At 59.4% G+C, this 21,855-nt stretch carries 15 protein-coding genes; 13 read left to right on the top strand and 2 right to left on the bottom strand.

The features are described from left to right. Positions 1-170 precede the first annotated feature (170 nt). The 12 genes from N7D90_RS21240 to N7D90_RS21185 all read left to right on the top strand — a co-directional run bounded on the left by N7D90_RS21240 (position 171) and on the right by N7D90_RS21185 (position 10,563). Positions 171-1,184: an ATP-grasp domain-containing protein gene (locus N7D90_RS21240; protein WP_261739822.1), complete on the top strand. Its 1,014-nt coding sequence runs from the start codon at positions 171-173 to the stop codon at positions 1,182-1,184. 94 nt (positions 1,185-1,278) lie between these two features. Then, positions 1,279-2,415, top strand: a complete 1,137-nt coding sequence (locus N7D90_RS21235) for a phosphoribosyltransferase domain-containing protein (RefSeq protein WP_261739821.1) — start codon at positions 1,279-1,281, stop codon at positions 2,413-2,415. Continuing rightward, positions 2,405-3,163, top strand: a complete 759-nt coding sequence (locus N7D90_RS21230) for a trehalose phosphatase (protein WP_261739820.1) — start codon at positions 2,405-2,407, stop codon at positions 3,161-3,163. The genes N7D90_RS21235 and N7D90_RS21230 overlap by 11 nt, the downstream gene beginning before the upstream one ends. After that, a complete protein-coding gene (locus N7D90_RS21225) occupies positions 3,156-4,250 on the top strand; it encodes a cysteine protease StiP family protein (RefSeq protein WP_261739819.1) in 1,095 nt (364 codons plus the stop codon). The genes N7D90_RS21230 and N7D90_RS21225 overlap by 8 nt, the downstream gene beginning before the upstream one ends. Beyond that, entirely contained in the window at positions 4,250-5,209 is a 960-nt protein-coding gene (locus N7D90_RS21220) for an HpcH/HpaI aldolase/citrate lyase family protein (protein WP_261739818.1), read from the top strand. The genes N7D90_RS21225 and N7D90_RS21220 overlap by 1 nt, the downstream gene beginning before the upstream one ends. Continuing rightward, on the top strand, positions 5,206-5,880 hold the full coding sequence (locus tag N7D90_RS21215) for an HAD-IB family hydrolase (protein ID WP_261739817.1): 675 nt from the start codon (positions 5,206-5,208) through the stop codon (positions 5,878-5,880). The genes N7D90_RS21220 and N7D90_RS21215 overlap by 4 nt, the downstream gene beginning before the upstream one ends. Positions 5,881-5,953: 73 nt before the next feature. Then, positions 5,954-6,544, top strand: a complete 591-nt coding sequence (locus N7D90_RS21210) for a TerD family protein (RefSeq protein ID WP_261739816.1) — start codon at positions 5,954-5,956, stop codon at positions 6,542-6,544. Then, positions 6,541-7,773 carry a TerD family protein gene (locus N7D90_RS21205; RefSeq protein WP_261739815.1) on the top strand — a complete coding sequence of 411 codons (1,233 nt, stop codon included), beginning with the start codon at positions 6,541-6,543 and terminating at the stop codon, positions 7,771-7,773. Before N7D90_RS21210 ends, N7D90_RS21205 begins: the two co-directional genes overlap by 4 nt. Before the next feature lie 66 nt (positions 7,774-7,839). Further along, complete coding sequence (locus N7D90_RS21200; protein WP_261739814.1) at positions 7,840-8,289, top strand: tellurite resistance TerB family protein; 450 nt, start codon at positions 7,840-7,842, stop codon at positions 8,287-8,289. Positions 8,290-8,296: 7 nt separating this feature from the next. Next, positions 8,297-9,343 carry a TerC/Alx family metal homeostasis membrane protein gene (locus N7D90_RS21195; protein WP_261739813.1) on the top strand — a complete coding sequence of 349 codons (1,047 nt, stop codon included), beginning with the start codon at positions 8,297-8,299 and terminating at the stop codon, positions 9,341-9,343. 26 nt (positions 9,344-9,369) lie between these two features. After that, positions 9,370-9,945 (top strand): TerD family protein, encoded by a 576-nt coding sequence (locus tag N7D90_RS21190; protein WP_261739812.1) that lies wholly within the window; start codon positions 9,370-9,372, stop codon positions 9,943-9,945. Between the two features lie 39 nt (positions 9,946-9,984). Continuing rightward, positions 9,985-10,563 (top strand): TerD family protein, encoded by a 579-nt coding sequence (locus N7D90_RS21185; protein ID WP_261739811.1) that lies wholly within the window; start codon positions 9,985-9,987, stop codon positions 10,561-10,563. 201 nt (positions 10,564-10,764) lie between these two features. On the opposite strand, the gene N7D90_RS21180 is transcribed toward N7D90_RS21185, so the two are convergent. Then, a complete protein-coding gene (locus N7D90_RS21180; RefSeq protein WP_261739810.1) occupies positions 10,765-13,734 on the bottom strand; it encodes an autotransporter domain-containing protein in 2,970 nt (989 codons plus the stop codon). 242 nt (positions 13,735-13,976) lie between these two features. Here N7D90_RS21180 and N7D90_RS21175 point away from each other — a divergent pair, with 242 nt between their 5' ends. After that, positions 13,977-18,638, top strand: a complete 4,662-nt coding sequence (locus N7D90_RS21175) for an AAA domain-containing protein (RefSeq protein WP_261739809.1) — start codon at positions 13,977-13,979, stop codon at positions 18,636-18,638. Here the strand turns inward: N7D90_RS21175 and N7D90_RS21170 are convergent. After that, positions 18,612-21,803 (bottom strand): autotransporter domain-containing protein, encoded by a 3,192-nt coding sequence (locus tag N7D90_RS21170; RefSeq protein WP_261739808.1) that lies wholly within the window; start codon positions 21,801-21,803, stop codon positions 18,612-18,614. The genes N7D90_RS21175 and N7D90_RS21170 overlap by 27 nt on opposite strands. Between the last annotated feature and the right edge of the window lie 52 nt (positions 21,804-21,855).

The raw sequence follows: 21,855 nt of genomic DNA, 5'->3' as shown, positions 1-21,855 counted from the left end.
GTGCTCCTTTATATGAAGTGTCGGCGACAGGGCGCGACACGATGCCGCACATTATGAACTAGTTAGTTAATAATTTTCATATTTGGTTACACGGCATCCCCGTAATGACTAAGGGCGTCGGTAGCCCCCATCCGCTAGACTCCCGCGTTTATCCGTACCAAGGGATGTTCATGATCTGGTTTCTTGAAGGGCAATCCAGCCAACGCGACGTGATTGCAGGTGCCCGAGCGGCGCTACCGGATGCGGTACGGGTTTATGCTTCACACCGACAAAGTCGCCCTGAAATTACCGGGTTGGCCGATGTCGCCTGGCGCGAGCCGCAGGACAATCAAGAACGCATCGACTGGGTCATCGAGCAGGCGCGGGCCCATCAGATCAAGGTGGTGCTGGCCGGGCGCGTGGGTCAGGTTTATGAAGCGCACCGTGGCGAGTTCGAATCTGCGGGGCTGCAACTGATCACCGGTGCTCTGGACCTGGACACCTTTGAACGGGTTGATGACAAGTCGGCGTTTACTCGTGAGGCATTGGCGGCGGGACTGGCGTGTATTCCGGCGATTACCGTGAGCACCCAGGCCGAGCTGCAAGAGGCCTACGCCCAACTGGCCCGCGACGGTCAGGTCTGTGTAAAGCCAACGCGCGGCATTTACGGCCAAGGCTTTTGGCGTTTGGCCGATGATGTCGACTCGTTTCGCAGTTTTGCCAACGCTGACGCCCATGAAGTCAACGCGACCGTGTTTGCCCAGGCCTATGGCCTGTCCGAGACGCCCAAGCCGTTGCTGGTCATGCCTTATATGCCAGGTAGCGAATGCTCGGTAGACATGGTGTGCGAGGCCGGTGAAGCCGTGGCTTATGTCGGGCGACGCAAGCAAGGCCTGATGCAGACATTCGAGCGCGACGGCCCAGCGGTTGAGCTGGCGATCAAGGCCGCACGGCACTTCAAGTGCGACGGTATCGTCAACGTGCAAACCCGTGACGACGCGGCGGGCCAGCCACATTTGCTGGAGATCAATCTGCGTTACTCCGGTGGCATCGGCTACACCCGTGAAGCCGGGGTCAACCTGCCCGGTATTTTTGCCGCTCGCCGCCTCGGCATGCCCGTGCCTGCCAGCGTCTGGCGCGATGATATTCAGGTAAAGGCGATCACGGTCGTGGTTCCGGTACGCGGGGACTCGCTACCAGGTTGAGTTGACGTTTCCGGTAACTATTTATCGCTTGTCTAAAGTTATCGACTCGCTGATCGTCCCCCACTTTTTAAGTATTTTCAGGTAGTAAATGTTGATGAATAGCGCTAACCCCACGACTGAACCCAAGGTTTTGCATGCAAACCTCAAGCGCGGTCGTCTGGAGGTAGAGGTCAATGCATCGACCTTTGATCCACAGGCACTTTTCGATTTTGCCGAGCGGCGCAATCCAAAGCGGGCCTTTTTGTTTGTCTCCCGGGTACTGGGTCGCCATATCCCGGCCCGTCCATCGTTGATGGCTGAAAGCTTCAATGCCCTGGCCGCCAAGATTCCTGCCGACTTGCCCGGCCCGGTGTTGGTGATCGGCATGGCTGAAACGGCCGTCGGTCTGGGTGCTGGCGTACACCGCGCCTTGAGCCAGACCCGCAATGACAGCGTGTATCTGTGCAGCAGCCGTCACCCCACGGGCAGCGAACTGTTTGCCCGTTTTGAAGAAGAACACAGCCACGCCAGTTCGCACCTGCTGCATCTGCCACAAGATGCGCAAACCCGCGAAATGATGCTCAACGCCCGCTCGCTGGTGCTGGTGGACGACGAAGCGTCGACCGGCAATACCTTTATCAACCTGTCACGGGCGCTGGCCGAGGCGGGGCTCGATTCGATTGAACGCATCGTTACCGCGACCCTGACCGACTGGTCCCAGGATGCGGTGCGCAAGGCGATGGGTGACCACGTCACTAGCGTCTCTTTGCTCGACGGTCGTTACACGTTCGCCGAAGATCCAACCGCAGAGCTGCCGGATATGCCTGAAGTAGGCAGTGTGGCCCAAGGCGACTGGGCGCTCGATTCGAGTCGTGACTGGGGGCGCATGGGCGTTCGCCAACACCTCGACACGCTGGCGCCTGATTTACAGGTCACACCCGGTGAGCGGGTATTGGTGATTGGCACCAGTGAATTTGTCTGGCGCCCCTTTCTGCTGGCCGAGCGCCTGGAGCGGGCGGGTGCCGATGTGCGCTTCAGCTCCACCAGCCGCTCGCCGATTGCCCTGGGGCATGCCATCGACCACGCGTTGTCGTTCTCTGACAACTACGGCCTGGGTATTCCCAACTTTCTTTATAACGTCGCCCCCGGCCAGTTTGACCGGGTGCTGATTTGCAGCGAAACCCCGGCAGCCGCCGTCGACCCGGCGCTGATCAGCGCACTGAATGCGCAGGTAATCGTTGATGAGCAGTAATCGCCCTCTGGTGTTCGTCGATCTGGACGACACCCTGTTTCAAACCGCCCGCAAAATGGGCGATGAGCCACGCTTTGCCGCCACGCTGGATGTGGATGGTCAGCCCAACGGTTTTATGAGCGCGACCCAGAAGAGTTTTGTTGAGTGGCTGCTGGCCACCAGCGACGTAGTCCCGGTGACTGCGCGCAGCATCGAAGCCTATCAGCGGGTGCAATTGCCCTTTGTCCATGGCGCGGTCTGTGCCCACGGTGGGGTGATCCTCAACCCGGACGGCTCGCTGGATGCCCAATGGCATGCCCGCATGTGCGACGAGTTGGCGCTTGAGCAAACCCGGCTGCATCAGTTGAGCGAGCAAACCCTGGCCATTGGCACGGAGCTTGGCTTCTCGTTGCGCGGCTGGGTGGTAGAAGAACAGGGCTTGGCCAATTACGTGGTCACCAAGCACAACAATGAAACCGACCAGGCGTTGCTCACCGTGTTGGCTGAGGTCAAGGCGCGGGGCTTGCTGGACGGGCTGTACGTGCACGGCAATGGCAACAATCTGGCGTTCCTGCCCCAGGCCTTGCAGAAGCGCGAAGCAGTGCGCGAGTGGATCCGCCGTGATCAGGCGATCAACGGCAAGCGCCCGCTGCTGGGCTTTGGCGACAGCGTGTCGGACCTGGGCTTTATGGCCGAGTGCGACTGGTGGGGCACGCCCAAGCGCGGTCAGTTGGCCAGCCATGTGTTGGCGAGTGTCGACCATGAGTAACGCTTTTGCAGGACTGCATACCGTCGGCAGTGGCAGTTATGACGCCGATGACGTGCACTTTTTGCTGCGCGCCATGCAGATTGAAGTCACCGACGTGCAGGAAAAAGAGCGCCTGATCCAGACCCAGCAGCGCCATTACTCCGAGATGATCAGCCAGGAGCATGCACCGTCCGACACCCATAAAAGCCTCTATCAGCTTGCGTTGGCACAGAACGGCGCACGCATGGCAGCGGATGTGCAGGCGCTGGCACAGGCCTTGAACGAACGCTACAGCGGCCCGTCGATTGCGCTGGTGTCGTTTGTACGGGCAGGCTTGCCGTTGGGCGTGTTGCTGCGTCGGGCACTGCTTGATCTGGGGCGCGAGGCTGCGCATTACGGGATCAGTATTATTCGCGACCGTGGAATCGACAACGTCGCACTCGAAGCTATCATCAAGGCCCACGGTGCCGAGAACATCGTGTTTGTCGATGGCTGGACCGGCAAGGGTGCAATCAGCGGGCAGATTCGCGACAGCCTGGCGGGAGACTCGCGTTTCCCGGCAGATCCGCGACTGGTGGTGCTGGCCGACCCCTGTGGGCGCGCCTGGCTGGCGGCTTCGGCTGAAGACTGGCTGATCCCGTCGGGCATCCTGGGGGCTACGGTTTCAGGGCTGGTTTCTCGCTCTATCTGGCCACAAGACCCTGGGCTGCATGGCTGTGTGGTGTACGACCATTTGGCGGAACACGATGTGACCATGAGTTTTATCCACAGCATCGAGACCGAGCGTGCGCAGCTAGCACCGCTGGTCGCTGCACAGCCGTGGATAACGGAGCAGGCCGAAGTTTTGCAACACTCGGCGGTGGCGGCGGTCGAACGTATCTCGACCCGGTTTGCGGTGACCAACCCCAACCGGGTCAAACCGGGTATTGCCGAGGCCACCCGCGCCGTTATGCGCCGGGTGCCGGACCACGTACTGGTCCGCAACCTTGACGATCAGGACGTGCAACTGCTGCTGCACTTGACGCGCCAGGCCAACATCGAGGTCCAGGAAGTCGGTGATGAGTTGGGGCCGTATCGTGCAGTGACCGTAATCAGGAGTGTTCGCTGATGATCAAACATTCAGCCTATGCCTTGGGCGCCACACTTTATATGCCGGCCACCCGTCCCGACATTCTTGACGTGGTGCTGGGGGACAAAATTCAGGGTTTGCGCTCACTGGTGGTGTGCCTGGAAGACGCCGTGGCCGAAACCGACGTGCAGCAGGGGCTGAACAACCTCAAGAGCCTGCTGCTGGGGATTGAGGCACGTGGTGGTCGACCGTCTACCGGGCCGATCCTGTTTGTGCGGCCCCGGGATGCCGCCATGGCGGCGGTGCTCAACGAGTGGTCGCTGATGCGCCATGTTGACGGCTTTGTAGTACCCAAACTCAGCCTGGGTAATATTCGCGAGTGGCAGCAGGCGGTTACCCGCGACGACTTGATGCTGATGCCTACCCTGGAAACCCCTGAAGTCTTTGTGCCCAATGCCATGGTTGAGCTGCGCAGCGCCATGCTGGAGCAATTGCCGGGGCGCATTATTGCCCTGCGCATAGGCGGCAATGACTTGATGGGCTGCCTGGGCTTGCGTCGCCCACAGACCATGACCCTGTACAGCACACCCATGAGCTATGTGATTCCCATGTTATGCGGGATTATGGGCTCGGCAGGCTTTGCCCTGACCGCACCGGTGTTTGAACAACTGAACGCACCGCACTTGCTGGAGCAAGAGCTGGCGCTGGATATGGCCCACGGGCTTGTGGGTAAAACCGCTATTCATCCGTCGCAAATTGCAGTTATCCACAGGGCGTTGCAAGTCAGCCTTGAAGATCTCAACAGCGCACGCCACATACTGAGTGAGGCGGCGCCTGCGGTGTTCAAGTTCAATGACGCCATGTGTGAACCCGCGACCCATTACAAATGGGCGCAGACAATTATTGAACGAGCACATTGGCAAGGGGTTCGTCCCGAAGTTGCCAGCTCGTCAGACACTTTTGGAGGCAGCCTGCGATTGGCTGAATTAGTGGGTTGAACGACGTTTTGAAGACACCGATCAATGGCAAGCAAGTTCTGTCGGCTTTCGACTTTGATGGCACGCTGACCTATCACGATACTTTTGTGCCTTTTTTGCGCTTTGCCTTTGGTAATCGGCTGTTCGCGATGCGTTTGCTGCGGATGATCCCGGCCACCGCTTGCTATCTGCTGGGTAGGATTTCGCGCAATGATTTGAAAGAAAAACTGATCGCCGTCTACCTGACCGGTGCCAAAGAGGCGTGGGTAAAAGAACGCGCCGAAGCATTTTGTGACGTTTCCTGGCAGCGTCTAATGCGTCCTTTAGGATTAACATCCGTCGCCAACCAAGTTGAGCAGGGCGCCAACGTCACTATTTGCTCGGCGTCCCCGGAGCTGGTGCTTACACCGTTCGCCCAAAAACTCGGTATCGGCCTGATCGGTACCCGGCTGGCTTCAGTCGATGGCGTACTGACGGGGCAGATCGACGGTATCAACTGTCGTTGTGAGCAAAAAGTCATTCGGTTAGAGGCGCAATACGGGCCTTTGGACCAATACATCTTACGCGCCTGGGGTGACACCGTAGGCGATGAACAAATGCTCGGGGCCGCTCAGGAGCCACATTGGCGCGAATTTCACGCGCTGTGGCGCCGCAAGCGGCCACTTGACGTGTGTTTACGTGAAGGGCTGTAAGCCAGGCGTAAGCAAAGCGTGTCAATAATCAGCAATTACCTATCGTGCTTCAGCGCAGACAAGGAGACGCTTCATGGCCATTTCGCTGTCCAAGAATCAAACCATTTCTCTCGAGAAAGAAGCCGGAACCGGTCTTAAAAAAATCCGTATGGGCCTGGGCTGGGACCCGGTCAAGCCGAGCGGTTTTTTTGCCAAACTGCTGAGCAGTGACACCGCTATCGATCTGGATGCTTCGTGCATCCTGCTCGACAGTGCCAAACAACCGACAGACCTGGTGTGGTTCCGCCAGCTCAAGTCCAATGACGGCTCCATCGTTCACTCCGGCGACAACCGCACGGGTGAGGGCGATGGCGACGACGAATCGATCCAGGTCAATCTGGAGCAACTGCCAGCCGGGGTTAAACACCTGGTGTTTACCGTGAACTCGTTCACCGGGCAAAATTTTGAAGCGGTCGAAAACGCCTACTGCCGCATCGTTGACGAGCTGACCGGCAAAGAGCTGGCGCGCTTCAACTTGTCGGACAAGGGGCGTCACACCGGGGTGGTCATGGCGTACATCAGCCGCACCTCGGCGGGCTGGGACCTGACCGCTATCGGAACCGTGGCCAATGGCCGTACCGCACAAGACCTGGCCAGTGATGCGGCCAAGGCGGTGCGCGCATGACGACTTTGACGCCTGGCGCCAATACGGGCGTTGCCTCTGGCACCCTGAGCGTGACCATCAGCTACACCCCGGTGGCGGGCGCTGATCTGGACGTGTCGGCCTTCCTGCTCAATGAGTCGGGCAAGGTGCGTGGCGACAACGACATGTGCTTCTTCGGCCAGCAGAGCGTCAACAATGGCGCGGTCAAGCTGGTCGAGTCGGCTGCCGGGCGCAGTGTGTTCAGCGTCAACCTGGAGGCCATTGACCCGGCCATCGAAAAAGTCGCACTGACCGCGACCATTTACGAGAACAAGGCCCGTTTCGATGCCTTCCCACAGCTGAATGTAGCGGTGAGTGGCGGTATTGAAGCGCCGATTCCTACCCAGGGTATGCAAGAAACTGCGTTGATCCTCGGCGAATTCTATCGCCGTCAGGGCGCATGGAAATTCCGCTGCGTCGCCCAGGGCTTTGCCGGTGGCCTTGCGCCATTGGCTCAGCATTTTGGCGTTGATATTGCCGCGCCCGCTCCGGCTGCCGCTCCGACGCCAGTGCCGTCTCCAGCACCTGCTGCACCTGCTGCGCCTGCGCCTGCTCCGGCGTCGAAGATCAACCTGTCCAAGATCACCCTGGACAAGCAGCGCCCGTCCATCAGCCTTGAGAAAAAGGACGGTGACTTTGGCGAGATCAAGATCAACCTGAACTGGAACCGCACCAACCCGAACGACAGCGCGGGCAGTGGCGGTGGCGGTTTTTTCGCGACCCTGCGTAACAAGGCGACCGGCAAGTCGGGCGGTATCGATCTGGACGTGGGTTGCCTGTACGAAATGGAAAACGGCCGCAAGGGCGCGGTTCAGGCCCTGGGCAATGCCTTTGGCGACTTCCGTGACGAGCCGTTTATCCAGTTGATGGGCGACGACCGTACCGGCTCGGTGAGCGACGGCGAGTGGCTGCGTATCAACGGCAAGGAGTGGCGCAAGATGCGTCGCGTGCTGGTGTATGCGTTCATCTACGAAGGCGCACCGAACTGGCAGGCGACTGACGGCGTTATCACCTTGTATATCCCGGGTGAACCGCCGATTGAAGTGCGTCTGAGCGAGGAGGGTGGCACCAAAGGCATGTGCGCCATCGCATTGCTTGAAAACATCGGAGGCAGTGTGAAGGTCAACCGCAGGGTTGAATTTTTCAAGGGCCATTCCGATATGGATAAAGCGTTCGGTTGGGGTATGCGCTGGGCTGCTGGCTCCAAATGAGCGCTATGTAATTGGCCACCTGCTGACGCAGGCGCCGCTCCCATAATTTCTGACAAGGTGACTCCAATGCTCGAATGGCTCAAAACCAACGCCACTGCCGCCCGTGACAAGCTCTCGACGGAAGTCAGCAAGTTCAAAAACCGTGAGTTCATGGAAGCCGTAGTTTCCGGGTGCGCACTGGTGGCCGCTGCCGATGGCAATATCAGCAGCGACGAAAAACAGAAGATGGTCGGGTTTATTCAGAACTCGAATGAGCTGAAGGCCTTTGACGTTAAAGACGTGATCAAGGCATTCAACGCCGTCTGCGAAAAATTTGAGTTTGACCAGCAAATCGGCCGCGCTGAAGCGCTTAAGTCGATTGGTCAGCTGCGTAAAAAAGAAGATGCCGCCCGTCTGCTGGTGCGTGTTTGCTGCGCAATCGGTAGCGCCGACGGCAACTTTGATGAAAGTGAGCGGGCTGCTTGCCGCACCATCTGCAATGAGCTGGGGCTGAACCCTGGCGATTTTGATCTCTGAGGACATCATGGAAAACACGGCAATTGGCTTTCCGCCAACTACCATCGCTGTATTTGTGGCTCTGGCGGTCATTGCTCTGGCAATCGACCTGTTTACCCACAAAAGCGATAAACCGGTCACGCTGACCAACGCCGCCGTCTGGTCGGTATTCTGGGTGCTGATCTCCCTCGCATTTGCGGGCTACCTGTATTACGCCCACGGCCCAAGCGTGGCCAGCCTGTTCGTAACCGGTTACGCGCTGGAAAAAGTTCTCAGCGTCGACAACCTGTTCGTGTTCATGGCGATCTTTGCCTGGTTCAAGATCCCGGACGCGCTGCGTCACCGTGTTCTGTACTGGGGCATCATCGGCGCCATCGTGTTCCGTCTGATCTTCGTGGCGATCGGTACTGGTCTGCTGGCGTTCGGCCCTTGGGTCGAAGTGCTGTTTGCGGTGGTCGTGGCCTGGACGGCGATCATGATGCTGCGCAGCAAGGAAGAGGACGAAGAGGAGGATTACTCCACGCATATGGCCTACCGTTTTGCGAAAAAACTGTTCCCGGTTTGGCCGAAGCTGCACGGACATAATTTCTTTGTTTCACGTACAGAGCTTGAAAAAGAGATCACGAAGCCGCAGAACAAGGGAATGACCCTTGTAGGTAAGGGCGCTCTTTTTGCAACACCACTGTTTTTGTGTGTGGTGGTGGTTGAGGTTTCAGACATTCTGTTTGCCTTCGACTCCGTACCGGCAGTGATTGCCGTGAGCCGTGAACCCTTGATCGTGTACTCGGCCATGATGTTTGCAATTCTGGGCCTGCGTACCATGTACTTCGTTCTCGAAGCGCTGAAACGCTACCTGGTACACCTGGAGAAATCGGTTATCGCACTGCTGTTCTTTATCGCCGGCAAGCTGGCCCTGAACGCAACCGATCACCTGTTTGGCCACGGTATCAGCATTGATCCAAACACCAGTTTGATCGTGGTGTTGGTGGTATTGGCCATTGGTATTGTGGCCAGCATCATCTTTCCCGGTAAGGAAGAAGAGCAGTCCGACGTTAAAAACGACACGAACGCTTGATCGCACATTACTAAGGAGAACTACACATGGCACTTTCCCTTTCCAAAGGCGGCAACCTGTCTCTGTCCAAAGAAGCTCCGGGGATGACTAAAGTCCTCGTGGGTCTGGGCTGGGATGCACGCTCCACCGATGGTCAAGACTTCGACCTGGATGCGAGCGCTTTCTTGCTCAAGGCTGACGGTAAAGTACGCGCTGACTCCGATTTCATTTTTTACAACCAGCTCAAAAGCACCGATGGTTCGGTTGAGCACACGGGCGACAACCGTACCGGTGAAGGCGACGGCGATGACGAGGCGATCAAGGTCGACCTGTCCAAGGTGCCAGCCGACATCGACCGGATTGCATTTACCGTGACCATTCACGAAGCTGACGCACGCCGTCAAAACTTCGGCCAGGTACGCAATGCTTTCATCCGCATTGTGAACCAGGACAACAACAATGAAGTGGCGCGTTATGACCTGGCTGAAGACGCCAGCACCGAAACCGCGATGATCTTTGCCGAGCTGTATCGCAATGGCGCCGAGTGGAAGTTCCGCGCTGTCGGTCAAGGGTTTGTCGGTGGTCTCAAGCCATTGGCTGAAAGCTACGGTCTGAAATTTTAATCCGCAACCCATCAACTTTTCATATAAGGGTTCACGCACATGGCAGTAAGTCTGAGTAAAGGCGGCAACGTTTCCCTGACCAAAGAAGCTCCGGGCCTGACCGAAGTTATCGTAGGTCTGGGTTGGGACCCACGAGTGACTGACGGTCAGGAATTCGACCTCGACGCTTCGGTGTTTATTGTTGGCGAGAGCGGCAAAGTGCTGAATGACGGCAGCTTTGTGTTCTACAACAACAAGACTTCGCCGGACGGCAACGTTGTGCACCAGGGCGACAACCGCTCGGGCGCAGGCGATGGTGACGACGAGCAAGTGAACGTCAACCTGGCGGGCCTGTCGCAAGAAGCTAAAAAACTGGCTTTCGCGGTGACCATTCACGACGCTGATGGCCGCAAGCAAAACTTCGGTCAGGTTTCGAACGCTTACATCCGCGTTCTGAACAAGGCAGACGGCAAAGAGCTGGCACGTTTTGACCTGAGCGAAGACGCTTCGACCGAAACCGCGATGGTCTTCGGCGAGCTGTATCGTAATGGCGAAGAGTGGAAGTTCAAGGCTATCGGACAAGGCTTTGCAGGTGGCCTGGCGCCATTGGCATCGAACTTTGGCGTTAACCTGGGCTAACCCCCGGCGTTAAGCAAAAGGCCCTCCCCGGTTTCGGGGAGGGCCTTTTTTTTTGTGCGTGAAACGCAACCCCTGTAGCAGCTGCCGAGGAACGAAGGCTGCGTTCGGCGGCGAAGCCGTCGTGAAATCAGATGCTGCGGTGTGCCAGTTAAAACCGGCTCTCAAGGTTTACGACGGCTTCGCCGCCGAGCGGCTACGTTATCAAAAACTCATTTGCCATTGCCCCATCAGCCCGTGATTGCGGCTGTTGCTGCCGATATCGCCGGTATACCCCACGCCCAGTGTTTGACGGGCCGATACGCCAATATCCAGCCCTGCCTCCAATACCAGGCTGTTGCGGTCCAGCGCGCTGCCTTCGACATTGAAGGCAGAACCACCGAGCACAAAGGCCTGGCTGGTTGTGCTGCTGACATCGCCATAGGTGTGCTTCCAGCCTGCGCTCAGGCGTGGAGTGACGCTCATGCCGTTTTCCAGTTGGCTCAGATGCGCCAGACGCACCCCCAGGGTGCTGTTGAAGTTGTCCTGTGTTTGCTGATCGACCTGTAACGCGGCAGCACCGCCTTTTTCGGTGTAGCGATCACGCTGGTAACGCTGATAACCAAGATTGGCAAACGGTTCGGCACTCAGGCGCCCGCTGCCCAAGGCGTAGCCCAGTTCGGCAAAGGCTTGCTGGCTGCTGGCCTGGTAATCGCCCTTGGGCTGATCGCTGAAACCGTTAAACACCACGCTGCGTTTGCTGTCACCGTTATGGCCGCTATAGGCCGCGCCCAGACGCAGGGCCAGCGCGCCGCTCTGGCGGATCGCATAGGCACCCGCATGCCAGCTGTTGACGGTGCCATCCATGCCGGTGCTGTTCACGTCGGTTTTTGAGTAGCCGCCGAGCACGCCCATGCGCCAGTCGGGTGTCAGCGCCCAGTCGGCACCGAGCAGTCCGCCTTTGGTGCGTTGGGTCAGATCGCTGTTGCCATGTGTCCCATCCAGGCGGCCATAGCTGCCCAGGCCCTGAAGCCAGAGCCGACCCTGGGCATTCGGGTCATTGAGGTTGCGCACACCCGCAGGTACGCCAGTGGCGGCCAGGGCCGGGGTGTCGCTGGCAGCACTGGCAACCTGCAATCCACCGGCTGCGCCCAAGGACTGCATGGCCGTCAACATGCTGCTGCCCACTTGTGAGGTGGCGCCCAACGTTGCGCTGCTCAGGCTTGCAGTGCTGCTACCCGCCAGTTGTTCGATGGCCGCTCCCGCCGTTTGCGTGCTGGTGTTGAGCAAGGCGTTATACAGCGCATTCCCGGCCTTGAGCTGGCTGAGGCCGATGGCGGCACTGCTGCCGTTGGCGCTGCTGGCGTAATTGGCAAAAGCCACGTCATTACGCGCATAGGTCAGCTCGACGCTGGTGGGGCTGTAGCTGAGGGTCGGGGTGAGGAAGGCGTAGTCGCTGGTGACCTTGGCGAAGGTGCCGTCGACGCCCCCTGCGTTGAGCACCGTGTACTGGCTGAGCCACGGGTAGTTGCCGCTACCGGCATTGATCGCCAGCGTTGCGCCGTTGAGCCAGGCAGTGCCACCGACCTTTACCGGCGCACTGCTGCCATCGGCACTGACGCCATAGGCCAGGGTCGCGTCGCTGGTCATGGTCAGGTCATGGATGATACTTGGACCTCCCAACTGCGGGTTAGCTTGCAGCGTGCCGTTGACCAGCAGGTTGGCAACACTGCCACCACCGGCATACACGCCACCTTCGTCGACGATCAGGGCACCGCTGATGGTGCCCTGATTGATCAGGCGGGCGCCGCTGAAAATCACGCCGCCGTCACTGAAATCGTTCTGGCTGGTAAGTGTCCAGCTACCGGACCTCACGTCCAGCCATTCAAAGTTCTGGCTATTGCCGAAACTGCCACCGGCCGGGTCATCGAGCGTGACCTGATCAAAACCGCTGCCGCCATCCACCACCCCGTCGAAGTGGCTGGCGCTACCCAGCGTCAGCTGGTCATTGCCGCCGCCCAGATCCAGCGCCTGGCCATTGCTGCCACTGATCAGGCCATTGTTGATCACCACATCATCGAACTCGCCCACAAACTTCACGCCAAAACCGTCCAGCCCCTTGATCGTGCCGTGGTTGATCAAGGTGGTGGCGGCGAGCCCTGAGCCATCGCTGCCGTCATCCACCAGCACTGCATTGTTGGCGCCGCTGACCAACGCGCCTTGAGCGTTGTAGATATAACCACCGCCCAGCGCGATACCTTCGCTGCCGTTGGCAAAGCCGTTTTTATCGACACCGCCCGCGCCGGTGCCCTGAATCACGCCGTAGTTTTCGATGTGGGCGATAAGGTCGATATCAACTCCGTCGCCATCACCGTTAGGCTTGAGCCCGGAGTAGGCACCGGTGATGGTGCCGTAGTTGATTACAGTGCCATCACCGTCCGAGCCGAAGCCCGAGCCGTTACGCCCGGTCACTTCGCCATGGTTGATCAGCGTTGCACCCAGGTCGGTGGTGATCCCGTGGCGCCCGCCCGTAATGGTGCCGTAGTTGGTCACCGTCACGCCGGTGGCCGAGTCGATGTCGATGCCGTCGAATTTGTTGTCGTCGCTCAGTGCATCGCCCGATGAGATCTCGCCGTAGTTGACAATCGTGGCGTTGGAGCCGGTTTTCATACCGTCGCTGAACTCGCCGCGAATCAACCCGCCTGCACGGTTGATCAGGGAGATGTTGACGTCATCGTTGCGCACCGCGTCGAGGTCGATGGCCTGGCCGCTGTCGGTTGAGCGAATGGTGCCGCTGTTGTCGATCAGCACACTGCCACTGCTGAAGTGGGTGTCGATGCGCAGGGCATCGTTGCTGCCCTGGATCGTCGCGCCGCTGCGGTTAAGAATGCTGTAGTTACGCTCGCCAGTTGCGCTGCCACTGCTGTCGATAGCGCGCCCGCCCGTCGAGATCAGGCTGCCCGCGTTGTCGATCACCACGCCTGTACCGCTGGTACTGCCCTTGAGCGTGACAGCCACTTTGGCAGTGGTCAGGCTCCCGGCTGGGGTCACGGTCAACGAGTCGCTGGCGCCCAGGTTGAGGGCGCTGGTGCTGGGAGCGCTCAAAATGGTGTCACTGGCGAGTGCCAACGGGGTAAACCCGTTTGAGCTTAAAAGCGCGATGGCAAGTGCGAGGCGTTGGGGAGAGGGGGGCATGGGGAGCGACCTTATCGGGAATATCCGGGCCGTCTTTTATAGCGAGAAGTTTTTACAGAATGATGTATCTGAATACCACCTGAACCTCTGTATTGTGTCGGCCATTGTAGGATTTTTCGCTTTCTTCCGGCGCCTTCAGGCTTTCTCGATGCGCCCCCTTATCAAAGTGGTTCAGCTCAAACATGGATACATTACGCGCACGTCTCGCTGGTCTGATTGAATTTGTAAAACAGACGGCACTCATGCAAAAGCGGCCCGCGTTGACCGTCAGCCAGCACAACGCATTCAGCGCCAGCGAAGAAAAGCTGCGCGCATTGCCAGGTGTCGGCCTGGATGTACTGGAAGGCGACGATGATGAAATCTGGCTGCGGCTTGAGCGTTTGCACGAGACCCGTCCGCCCGCGCCATTGAGCCCGCTGCTGGCGCTGTGGATCGAGCTTAAAGGCACCCCGCAAACCGAGCCGGCGCTAAAACTGCGGGTAGCGCGTGAAGCGCTGATCAACAGCGGCGTACTGTCCGAGGCCGAGCTTGCGCGCCTGACCCTGGTGGGGATCAATGTCAGCGAAGACGCACCGGTCGATGAGTGGGTGAATCTGGAAGACTGCCTGGATGCAGGCGAGATCAAGGCCCAGTTCAAGTCCTACAGCCAGACTGCCTGGCGCCTGTGGGCGGTAGAGGAAAAGCAGCGGCGCAAAAGTATCGAGCTGTATGCCGAGCTGTTTCTGCTGGTGCAGCAGATGCAGGGCAATCTGGGGGATGCGCAGCTGGAACTGGTCTGGGGGCTAGGGGTTTCGACGTGGGAACATCCCGTGGTCGGTGTCATCCATTACCCGTTGATTAGCCAGTTGGTCGAGATCGCCATCAACCCGGACACCATGGCGCTGGAAGTACGTCCGCGTGCCGCTGAGCCGCGGTTGGAAGTGGATGCTTATGTCGCGGCAGATATTGCCGGTGTCGGGCCATTGGCGACGCTGGCCAAGGATTTTTTCAACAAGGACCAAGGTGGGATCAGCCCGTTCAATCCGGGCAGTCATGAGCCGGTGATTCGCTCGGCGTCGTCATTGCTCGATGCCCAGGGGCAGTTTGTGCCGGTGACGGTTGCCGAAGGCGATCGCAGCGTGCCCAAGGCCGGTGAGCACCTGTGCGTGACAGATACCTGGTGCCTGTTTGCCCGTGTTCGCGACAGCAACATGTTTATTGAAGACCTGGCCCGTTTTGAAGGCGAGATAGAGGCAATCGGCGATTTGCCGCCAGCCTTGCAGTCGATCTTGACCGAGCCTTCCAGCGTGTTGGAAGACGTAGTCCTGCCACCGTTTCGCGGTTTGTCCTACGTCAGTGGCTCCCAAGGCGGTGATGCGCCAGCGGCTAAAGTCCACGAACTGTATTTCCCCAAGCCCTACAACGACGAGCAGGTGCAAATCATCCAACTGCTGGAAGTGCACGATGGTGTGGTGGTGCAGGGCCCGCCCGGCACCGGCAAGACCCACACCATTGCCAACGTCATCAGCCATTACCTGGCCAATGGCAAGCGGGTGCTGGTGACGTCGATGAAAGACCCGGCGCTGGCTGTGTTGCAGGAAAAACTCCCGGAAGACATCCGCCCGCTGGCGATCAGCCTGCTGAGCAGCGAAGCGGACGGCATGAAGCAGTTCGAATTTGCCATTCAAAAGATTTCATCTGAGGTCCAGCGCATTGATCGGGCGCTGTACAAGCGCGAAATCGGCCAGATCGACGACGAAATCAATACGCTCCACGGTCAGATGGCCAGCGCCGACCGTGAAATCACGCAGTGGGCCGAGCGTAACCTGTCGGACCTGGAAATCGACGGTGAACGCCTCAGCCCCACCCATGCCGCATTGCAGGTCGCCGCGGCGCAAGATGAAATCAACGGCTTTGCCGATCAGATCGGTATTGGCGAGGAGCACCGCCCGCGCTTCACCCTGCAAGACATTATTGCCTTGCGCGAGGCACGGCTTGAACTCAAGGACTCGCTGTCTTATTTGGGCCTGAAAGTCCCGCAACTGGACGACTTTCCGGATGCGCAGACGCTGATTCAGGTCCATCAGGATCTGGCTCAGGAAAGCCAGTTGCAGCACAAGGAAAGCACCGGCGAGGTGCCGCGGTTGCTCGACGCCAGCGCGCAGACCCTTGAGCAGGCGCAGACGCTGGTCGAGCACCTGGGGCAATTGCAGGCACTGCGTACGCAGCTCAAAAGCGCGGAGCACAGCTGGGTGCCGGCCATGCAGGCCTATTTGATGCGTAACCCCAATGCCGATGTGCTGGCGCTTTTCGACAGCCTCAAGGGCGAAATCGAAGAGGCACTGGCCGGTCGCAAGGCGTTTGTCGCCCGGCCGGTGAGTTTGGCCTTCGAGCTGCAGGCACAGCCCGAGGTGGTCGCCGCCATCGATAACCTGGCCCAGGGGCGGCGCCCGTTCGGCTTGTCCGGCCTGATCGGCAAGGGCAGCCAGAAGCAGTTGCTGGACAACATTGTGGTGCTGGGCAGCAAGCCGCAAAGTGATCAGGACTGGGCCCACGTGCAGGCGTTTGTGCGCTTTCAGCAACTGGGCCGCACCCTGTTGTTGCGCTGGAATGCACTGGCCGCCGAGATGCCGTTGCCGACCCTTGAAACCGACGCCGAGCAACTGCTGGCGGCGGCCAGGGCGATTGAACAATACGGCGATATCATCCGCGCCGAACAGGGTGAAGTCCGCGCTCAAACCGAACTCAAACACCTGCTTCCGGACTGGGCTGAAGTCGCACAGTTGCGCAGTGACGAGGCGGTGATGGGCAAGGGTGAGGGCATTTTGCGCCATTACCTGATACGCCACCGATTGGCGGCCACCTGGGCGCTCAAGGAAGCCTTCAACAAGGCGTTGGCCGGTTGTAGCGGCGCAGTGAGCGAGCGCCTGCAAGGGTTTCTGGATTTGAGTCTGGGCCAGCCGCAGGTGACCACCGCCGAGGTTCAGGCGCAGTGGTCCGAGTTGATGGACGAGTTGCGCCGGGTGTTGGCGCTGACGAGTGCGCTGGCCACGGTGCAGCGGGTGACAGAGGTGATCGCGCAGAGTGGCGGCTTGCTCTGGGCTGCACGTTTACGCGACGAGCCGAGCACCGGCCCGGTGGATGGCCTGCTGGCGGACAACTGTCTGGACGTGTGGCGTCTGAGCCGTCTGGCACGCTACCTGGACAGCATCGACGGGCGCGAAGATCTCAAGCGTTTGTTCACATTGCGCGGAGAACTGGAACTGAGTCTATCGCGCCTTTATCAGGATGCTGTGGTCAAGCGAACCTGGCTGCGCCTTTCGGAAAACGCCACGCCAAGTGTCAGGGCGGCCCTTGAGCTGTATCGCACCGCGATCCGCAAGATCGGCAAGGGCACCGGCGTGCGTGCCGGGCGTTATCGACAGGATGCGCGACTGGCCGCCGATGTGGCGATTTCGGCGATCCCGTGCTGGATCATGCCGCATTACCGTATCTGCGAGAGCCTGCCGGCCCAGTACGGGGCCTTTGACCTGGTGATCATCGACGAAGCGTCACAGTCCGATCTGAGCGCCTTGCCTGCCTTGCTGCGCGCGAAAAAAGTGCTGGTGGTGGGCGATGACAAACAGGTTTCGCCGGACGGTATCGGCATGGAAGAAGAGCGCGTACAGAACATGATGGCGCGCTATCTGGGTAATCAGGTGGGGCTGTATCGGCCATTGATGTCTCCTGAGCGCTCGCTGTATGACCTGTTCAAAGTAGTGTTTGCCAAGAGCGGCACCATGTTGCGCGAGCATTTCCGCTGTGTGGCGCCGATCATCGAGTACTCCAAACGCGAGTTCTATAACCACGAACTCAAGCCGCTGCGCCTGCCGATGATGACCGAGCGCCTGGACCCGCCGCTGGTGGATCTGCTGGTGATGGACGGGGAGAAAAAGGGCAAGTTCAACCTCGGCGAAGCCAATGTGATTGTCGAGGAAATCCGTCGCCTGATCGCCCTGCCGCAGATTGCCGGGCGCAGCATCGGTGTGGTTTCGCTGCTGGGGGCGGAGCAGGCGCAAAAAGTCATGCAAATGCTGACTAAAGAGCTGGGCGAAGAGGTGATCACCCAATTCCAGATCAGCTGTGGTGATGCGCGCACGTTCCAGGGCAAGGAGCGGGACATCATGTTCCTGTCGATGGTCGCCAGCCCCGGTGATTGTTTTGCCAACAGCCGCGACTCGATAGCCCAGCGCTTCAACGTGGCCGCGTCCCGGGCGCGGGATCGCATGTACCTGGTGCGCAGCGTCGAACTGACCGACCTCAGTGCGGTCGATGGTTTGCGCCGTGGCTTGATCGAGCACTTTGAAACGCCCTTTACTCAGGATGCAGCGCAGGTCAGCGATCTGCGCGAGTTATGCGAGTCGGGCTTTGAACGCGATATGTACGATGAACTGACCCGGCGCGGCTATCGGGTGATCCCGCAGGTCGGTGTAGGGGCCTATCGCATCGATATGGTGGTTGAAGGTGACAATGACAGTCGCTTGGCAATCGAGTGTGACGGCGACCGTTTCCACGGGCCGGACCGCTGGGACAGCGACATGCGCCGCCAACGTATTCTGGAACGTGCCGGTTGGCGCTTCTGGCGCTGCTTTGCCTCGGCGTTCACTCTCAATCGACAGCAGATCATTGATGATTTGTTGGCGACTTTGAAGGCAATGAACATTGAACCTGCCAGTGGCGAAGGTGCGGCACCGAGCATTCATGTCGAGCGGCGCCAGGTATATGGCTTTCGACGCGCCGGTGCCGTGGATGAGGAGGGCCGTGTGCGGCCCTATGACAACCGTCCGGCCAAGGACCCGTTTTTGTTCTGGGTCCCTGACGACACGTTTGCCGTGAGCGATGTTGAGGAAGGTCAGTCTTCAGAACTCGAACTGATACTGCGCTGACACGCTGCGCTCGCGCGCGCGTTCACCGCGCTGATCACTCAGGTTCATGCTCAAGGCGCTGCTGTGGGTGAGCCGTGCAACAGCGCCAAGGTTCAGTTGCAGCGCCGTGCTGTTCAGCGGCGCTCCTGCGACGCGCATGCTGCTTGCGCCTTGCCAGGCGACATCGGTGGTTGGGCTCAGGTCGCCGCTGGCGCGGGTATAGGCCGCGCTGCCGTTGAGGCTGAGCCAGGAAGGCCCGGCTGAGGTTTTGTGCAAATCGACCTTGAAGCGCACGCCGCCGGTGGTCAGGTTAACCGCGCTGCTGGCAGCGCGTCCGCTCAGGGCACTCTTGGCGCCGCGTTCGCTGAACCCGTCAGTCTGGCTGCGCACGCTGGCCAGTTGCACAAAGGGTTGCCAGTCCCACGCGCCCTGACTCAAACGATAGTTGCCTTCAACAAATACCTGTTGGGTCCGGCTGCGGTAGTTGGCGGAAAGGTTTTCATCGATCCCGGCAATATTGATGTGGCGCTTGGTTTGTATCCTGTTGTGGCCATAGGCGAGCCCGCCGTAAAGCCCGAAGGCATCCCAGGCGTGCCCCGCATGCAGGCCGAACTGGTAACCGTCGAGGGTGGCCCGGTCTCCACCTGCGGTTTTTACGCGGGTTTGACCGCTGGAAAGCAGCAGCCCGGCGCTAGTGCCCTGTTCGAAGTCATGGTCAGCACCGACCAGTATGCCGCTGAGTTTGTGACTGGCAGACGCAGCATTGCCGTCACCGTTCAGGCGCCCGCCTTGCAGAAGCGACTGCACCCAGACGCCCTGACGGGAGGGGCTGTCGAGGACCTCACCCGCACGAACCAGCGCGGCGTTACGCAGCACCTGGGTGTTTTCGAGCAGTATTGATTGGGTGCTGGCGTGCAGTTCGCCGCTGAGCTGGCCCAGTGCGTGCCTCGCCTCGTCAGGGAACAGCGAGGTCAGGCGCTGGGCCAGCGGCTCGGACATGGCCAGGTTGTCGGCGGCGCTGGCCGTGGCGCGTTGGTTGGCGGTGCTGGCGGCCGAGAGCAGTGGCAACCCACGGGCGACATCAACCCCGATGGAGTGTGTGTCCTGGGTCTGGGTGAAGCTTAAAAATGGCGAGAACGCCCGGTGATCAAACGAGGTGAAATGGCCCTTGATTCCCGCATCGGCCTGCAACACGCGGTAGTGCTTACCAAGCGCAAATACACCGGGATTGCGGGCCAAACGCAGCGTGCTCGCTTCCAGTTCGGCCAGGCCTGTGACCTGCAGCGCCGGTACAGCGCCAAGTTGCCCCGCAGTGGCGATCAAAGCCGAACCTGCGCCCTGTAGATAATTACCGTTGACCGTCAATGGCCGGTGTTCGCTGCCGGGGGCAATGGTGCCCAGTACTTGGGTGTCAGCCAGTGTGCCGTCGCCACTGAGCCAACCGCCTGCACCTACTCGGGTAATGGCGCCGGTTTGTTGGCCGTTGATATGAGCGATGCCGCCGTTCACATTGAGCTCAGTGCCCTGCAAGGTGCCGTTAAGGCGTAGCAATCCGCCTGCAACGTTGATGTCGCTGGCCAAGCGGTTATTGCCATCGAGTTCGAGGATGCCGCCGCTGAGGGTCACACCGGCAAAACTGTTGTTGCCACTGAGCCGCAGCCAGCCATCACCGGTCTTGCCCAAGCGCCCAGGGCCACTTATGTCGTTACGCCAGTCATCCCAGGCGCCGCCTTGCCAGATCACGGCGCCACCGGCGCGGCGGTCCATTGCCACGGTGGTATCGACACGCAGCTGGCCTGGCCCGTCGATGGCTTTTTTCAGGTCGATCAGGCCCCAGCCGTACACGTCATCCACGCCGGGTGCACCCAGGTCTTGGGTCGTGGTCAGCAGTACATCGCGTACTTGCGGGTTGCTCAGATACGGGAAACGTTCCATCAAAAGCGCCAGCGCACCGGTTACATGGGGGGCGGCCATTGACGTGCCGGTATAGGTTGCATAGCCAAAGCGGGGACGGTCGGCGATGACATCAACGCCGTTGACTTCGCCATCCTCGGCATAGCGTTTTTTAACGTCGATCTCACCATCGACGACGGAGGAGGTGATTACGGTTCCCGGAGCGGCCACGCACCAATTCATGCTGTAGCCGCAGCGAAACGAATCCGAGTTCAGCAGCAGATTTTTATTCACATTGACCACGCTCAACCAGTACGGCTCAAGCTCTGGCATGGCGCGGGGCAAGGAGGCCAGCGTATCCGCGAAAGGGGACAGTTCGGGGGTAGGGTTGTTCTCGGAATTGCCGGCCGCCCACACCTGTAGTAAACCGCTGTCTTGGGACATTTTGGCAAACACATCGATCAGGCCCGAGCGATGCTTTTGCAGGGCTGCATCCAGTTGTTCAACGGTGGACAAGTCCTCGGGGATACCCCAGCTGTGATTGATGGCTCGCACGTTCTGTGCACGCAGTTGCTCATACGCCGGCAGATAGGCCTCGAGGGCAGGCATGACGGTCTTGTCTTGCCCCTGTGATTCGGGAGCATCGTTATAGACGTTACCGAACAAGCGTATCGAGCTCAGATTGGCCGCATAGGCCACGCCGTGCATGCCTTTGCCATCACGGTTGGCGAGCATCGTTCCCGCTACGTGAGTGCCATGGGGTTCGTATGCTGCGCCCAGCATGGCTTTGTACTCATCAAGCTCGTCTCTGGACAGTTCGCGGTTGGCGATCAATTGTTCCAGTCGGGCCAAGGTTTCTGGCGGTAAGTCGTTGTACTCGATGTTCGCGCGATCACCCTCGGAGAAGAAGCAGCCCCGATTGCCCTTTGTAGGTAGCATTTCTTTCTCGCATCCGAAGTCCGCGATGCGCACAGGGCGATTATCTTTTGCAGCGAATTCACTGTGACGTAAATCAACACCGGTATCGCCAAGGCTCAGGCGTACACCGTTGCCACTCAGCCCGCGGGCATAGGCCACATCCGCGCCAATTGCGGCCAACCCCCAATCCAGTTTGAACTCCGCGCTGTGCCAGCTGGCGGCGTCGTGCAAGCGTCCCTGTTCGCTATACGCCAATGCTTGAGTGGGGATCGTCCACATACCTGCAAGCAGGCTCAGGGTCAGGGGGGATACGCGTAATGAGGGATGGAAAGTGCAGGAAGCGAGCTGCCTGTCGCGTTTTTTTGAGTTGAGCATGCTTGAAAGTTCTTTGTCTGAAATGAGCTGTGAAGCGTGGGCAATTACCCAC

This window comes from Pseudomonas fragi, assembly GCF_025426255.1.
In the GTDB taxonomy this organism is placed as follows: domain Bacteria; phylum Pseudomonadota; class Gammaproteobacteria; order Pseudomonadales; family Pseudomonadaceae; genus Aquipseudomonas; species Aquipseudomonas kulmbachensis.
The sequence above is the reverse complement of the archived record's forward strand: the minus strand, read 5'-3'. Positions and strand labels throughout refer to the sequence as shown.

Coding starts and splice junctions, on each gene's coding strand:
- N7D90_RS21205 (WP_261739815.1), top strand. CDS start 6,541: ATGACGACTTTGACGCCTGGCGCCAATACGGGCGTTGCCTCTGGCACC.
- N7D90_RS21225 (WP_261739819.1), top strand. CDS start 3,156: ATGAGTAACGCTTTTGCAGGACTGCATACCGTCGGCAGTGGCAGTTAT.
- N7D90_RS21235 (WP_261739821.1), top strand. CDS start 1,279: ATGAATAGCGCTAACCCCACGACTGAACCCAAGGTTTTGCATGCAAAC.
- N7D90_RS21180 (WP_261739810.1), bottom strand. CDS start 13,734: ATGCCCCCCTCTCCCCAACGCCTCGCACTTGCCATCGCGCTTTTAAGC.
- N7D90_RS21220 (WP_261739818.1), top strand. CDS start 4,250: ATGATCAAACATTCAGCCTATGCCTTGGGCGCCACACTTTATATGCCG.
- N7D90_RS21240 (WP_261739822.1), top strand. CDS start 171: ATGATCTGGTTTCTTGAAGGGCAATCCAGCCAACGCGACGTGATTGCA.
- N7D90_RS21170 (WP_261739808.1), bottom strand. CDS start 21,803: ATGCTCAACTCAAAAAAACGCGACAGGCAGCTCGCTTCCTGCACTTTC.
- N7D90_RS21195 (WP_261739813.1), top strand. CDS start 8,297: ATGGAAAACACGGCAATTGGCTTTCCGCCAACTACCATCGCTGTATTT.
- N7D90_RS21175 (WP_261739809.1), top strand. CDS start 13,977: ATGCAAAAGCGGCCCGCGTTGACCGTCAGCCAGCACAACGCATTCAGC.
- N7D90_RS21185 (WP_261739811.1), top strand. CDS start 9,985: ATGGCAGTAAGTCTGAGTAAAGGCGGCAACGTTTCCCTGACCAAAGAA.
- N7D90_RS21230 (WP_261739820.1), top strand. CDS start 2,405: ATGAGCAGTAATCGCCCTCTGGTGTTCGTCGATCTGGACGACACCCTG.
- N7D90_RS21190 (WP_261739812.1), top strand. CDS start 9,370: ATGGCACTTTCCCTTTCCAAAGGCGGCAACCTGTCTCTGTCCAAAGAA.
- N7D90_RS21200 (WP_261739814.1), top strand. CDS start 7,840: ATGCTCGAATGGCTCAAAACCAACGCCACTGCCGCCCGTGACAAGCTC.
- N7D90_RS21210 (WP_261739816.1), top strand. CDS start 5,954: ATGGCCATTTCGCTGTCCAAGAATCAAACCATTTCTCTCGAGAAAGAA.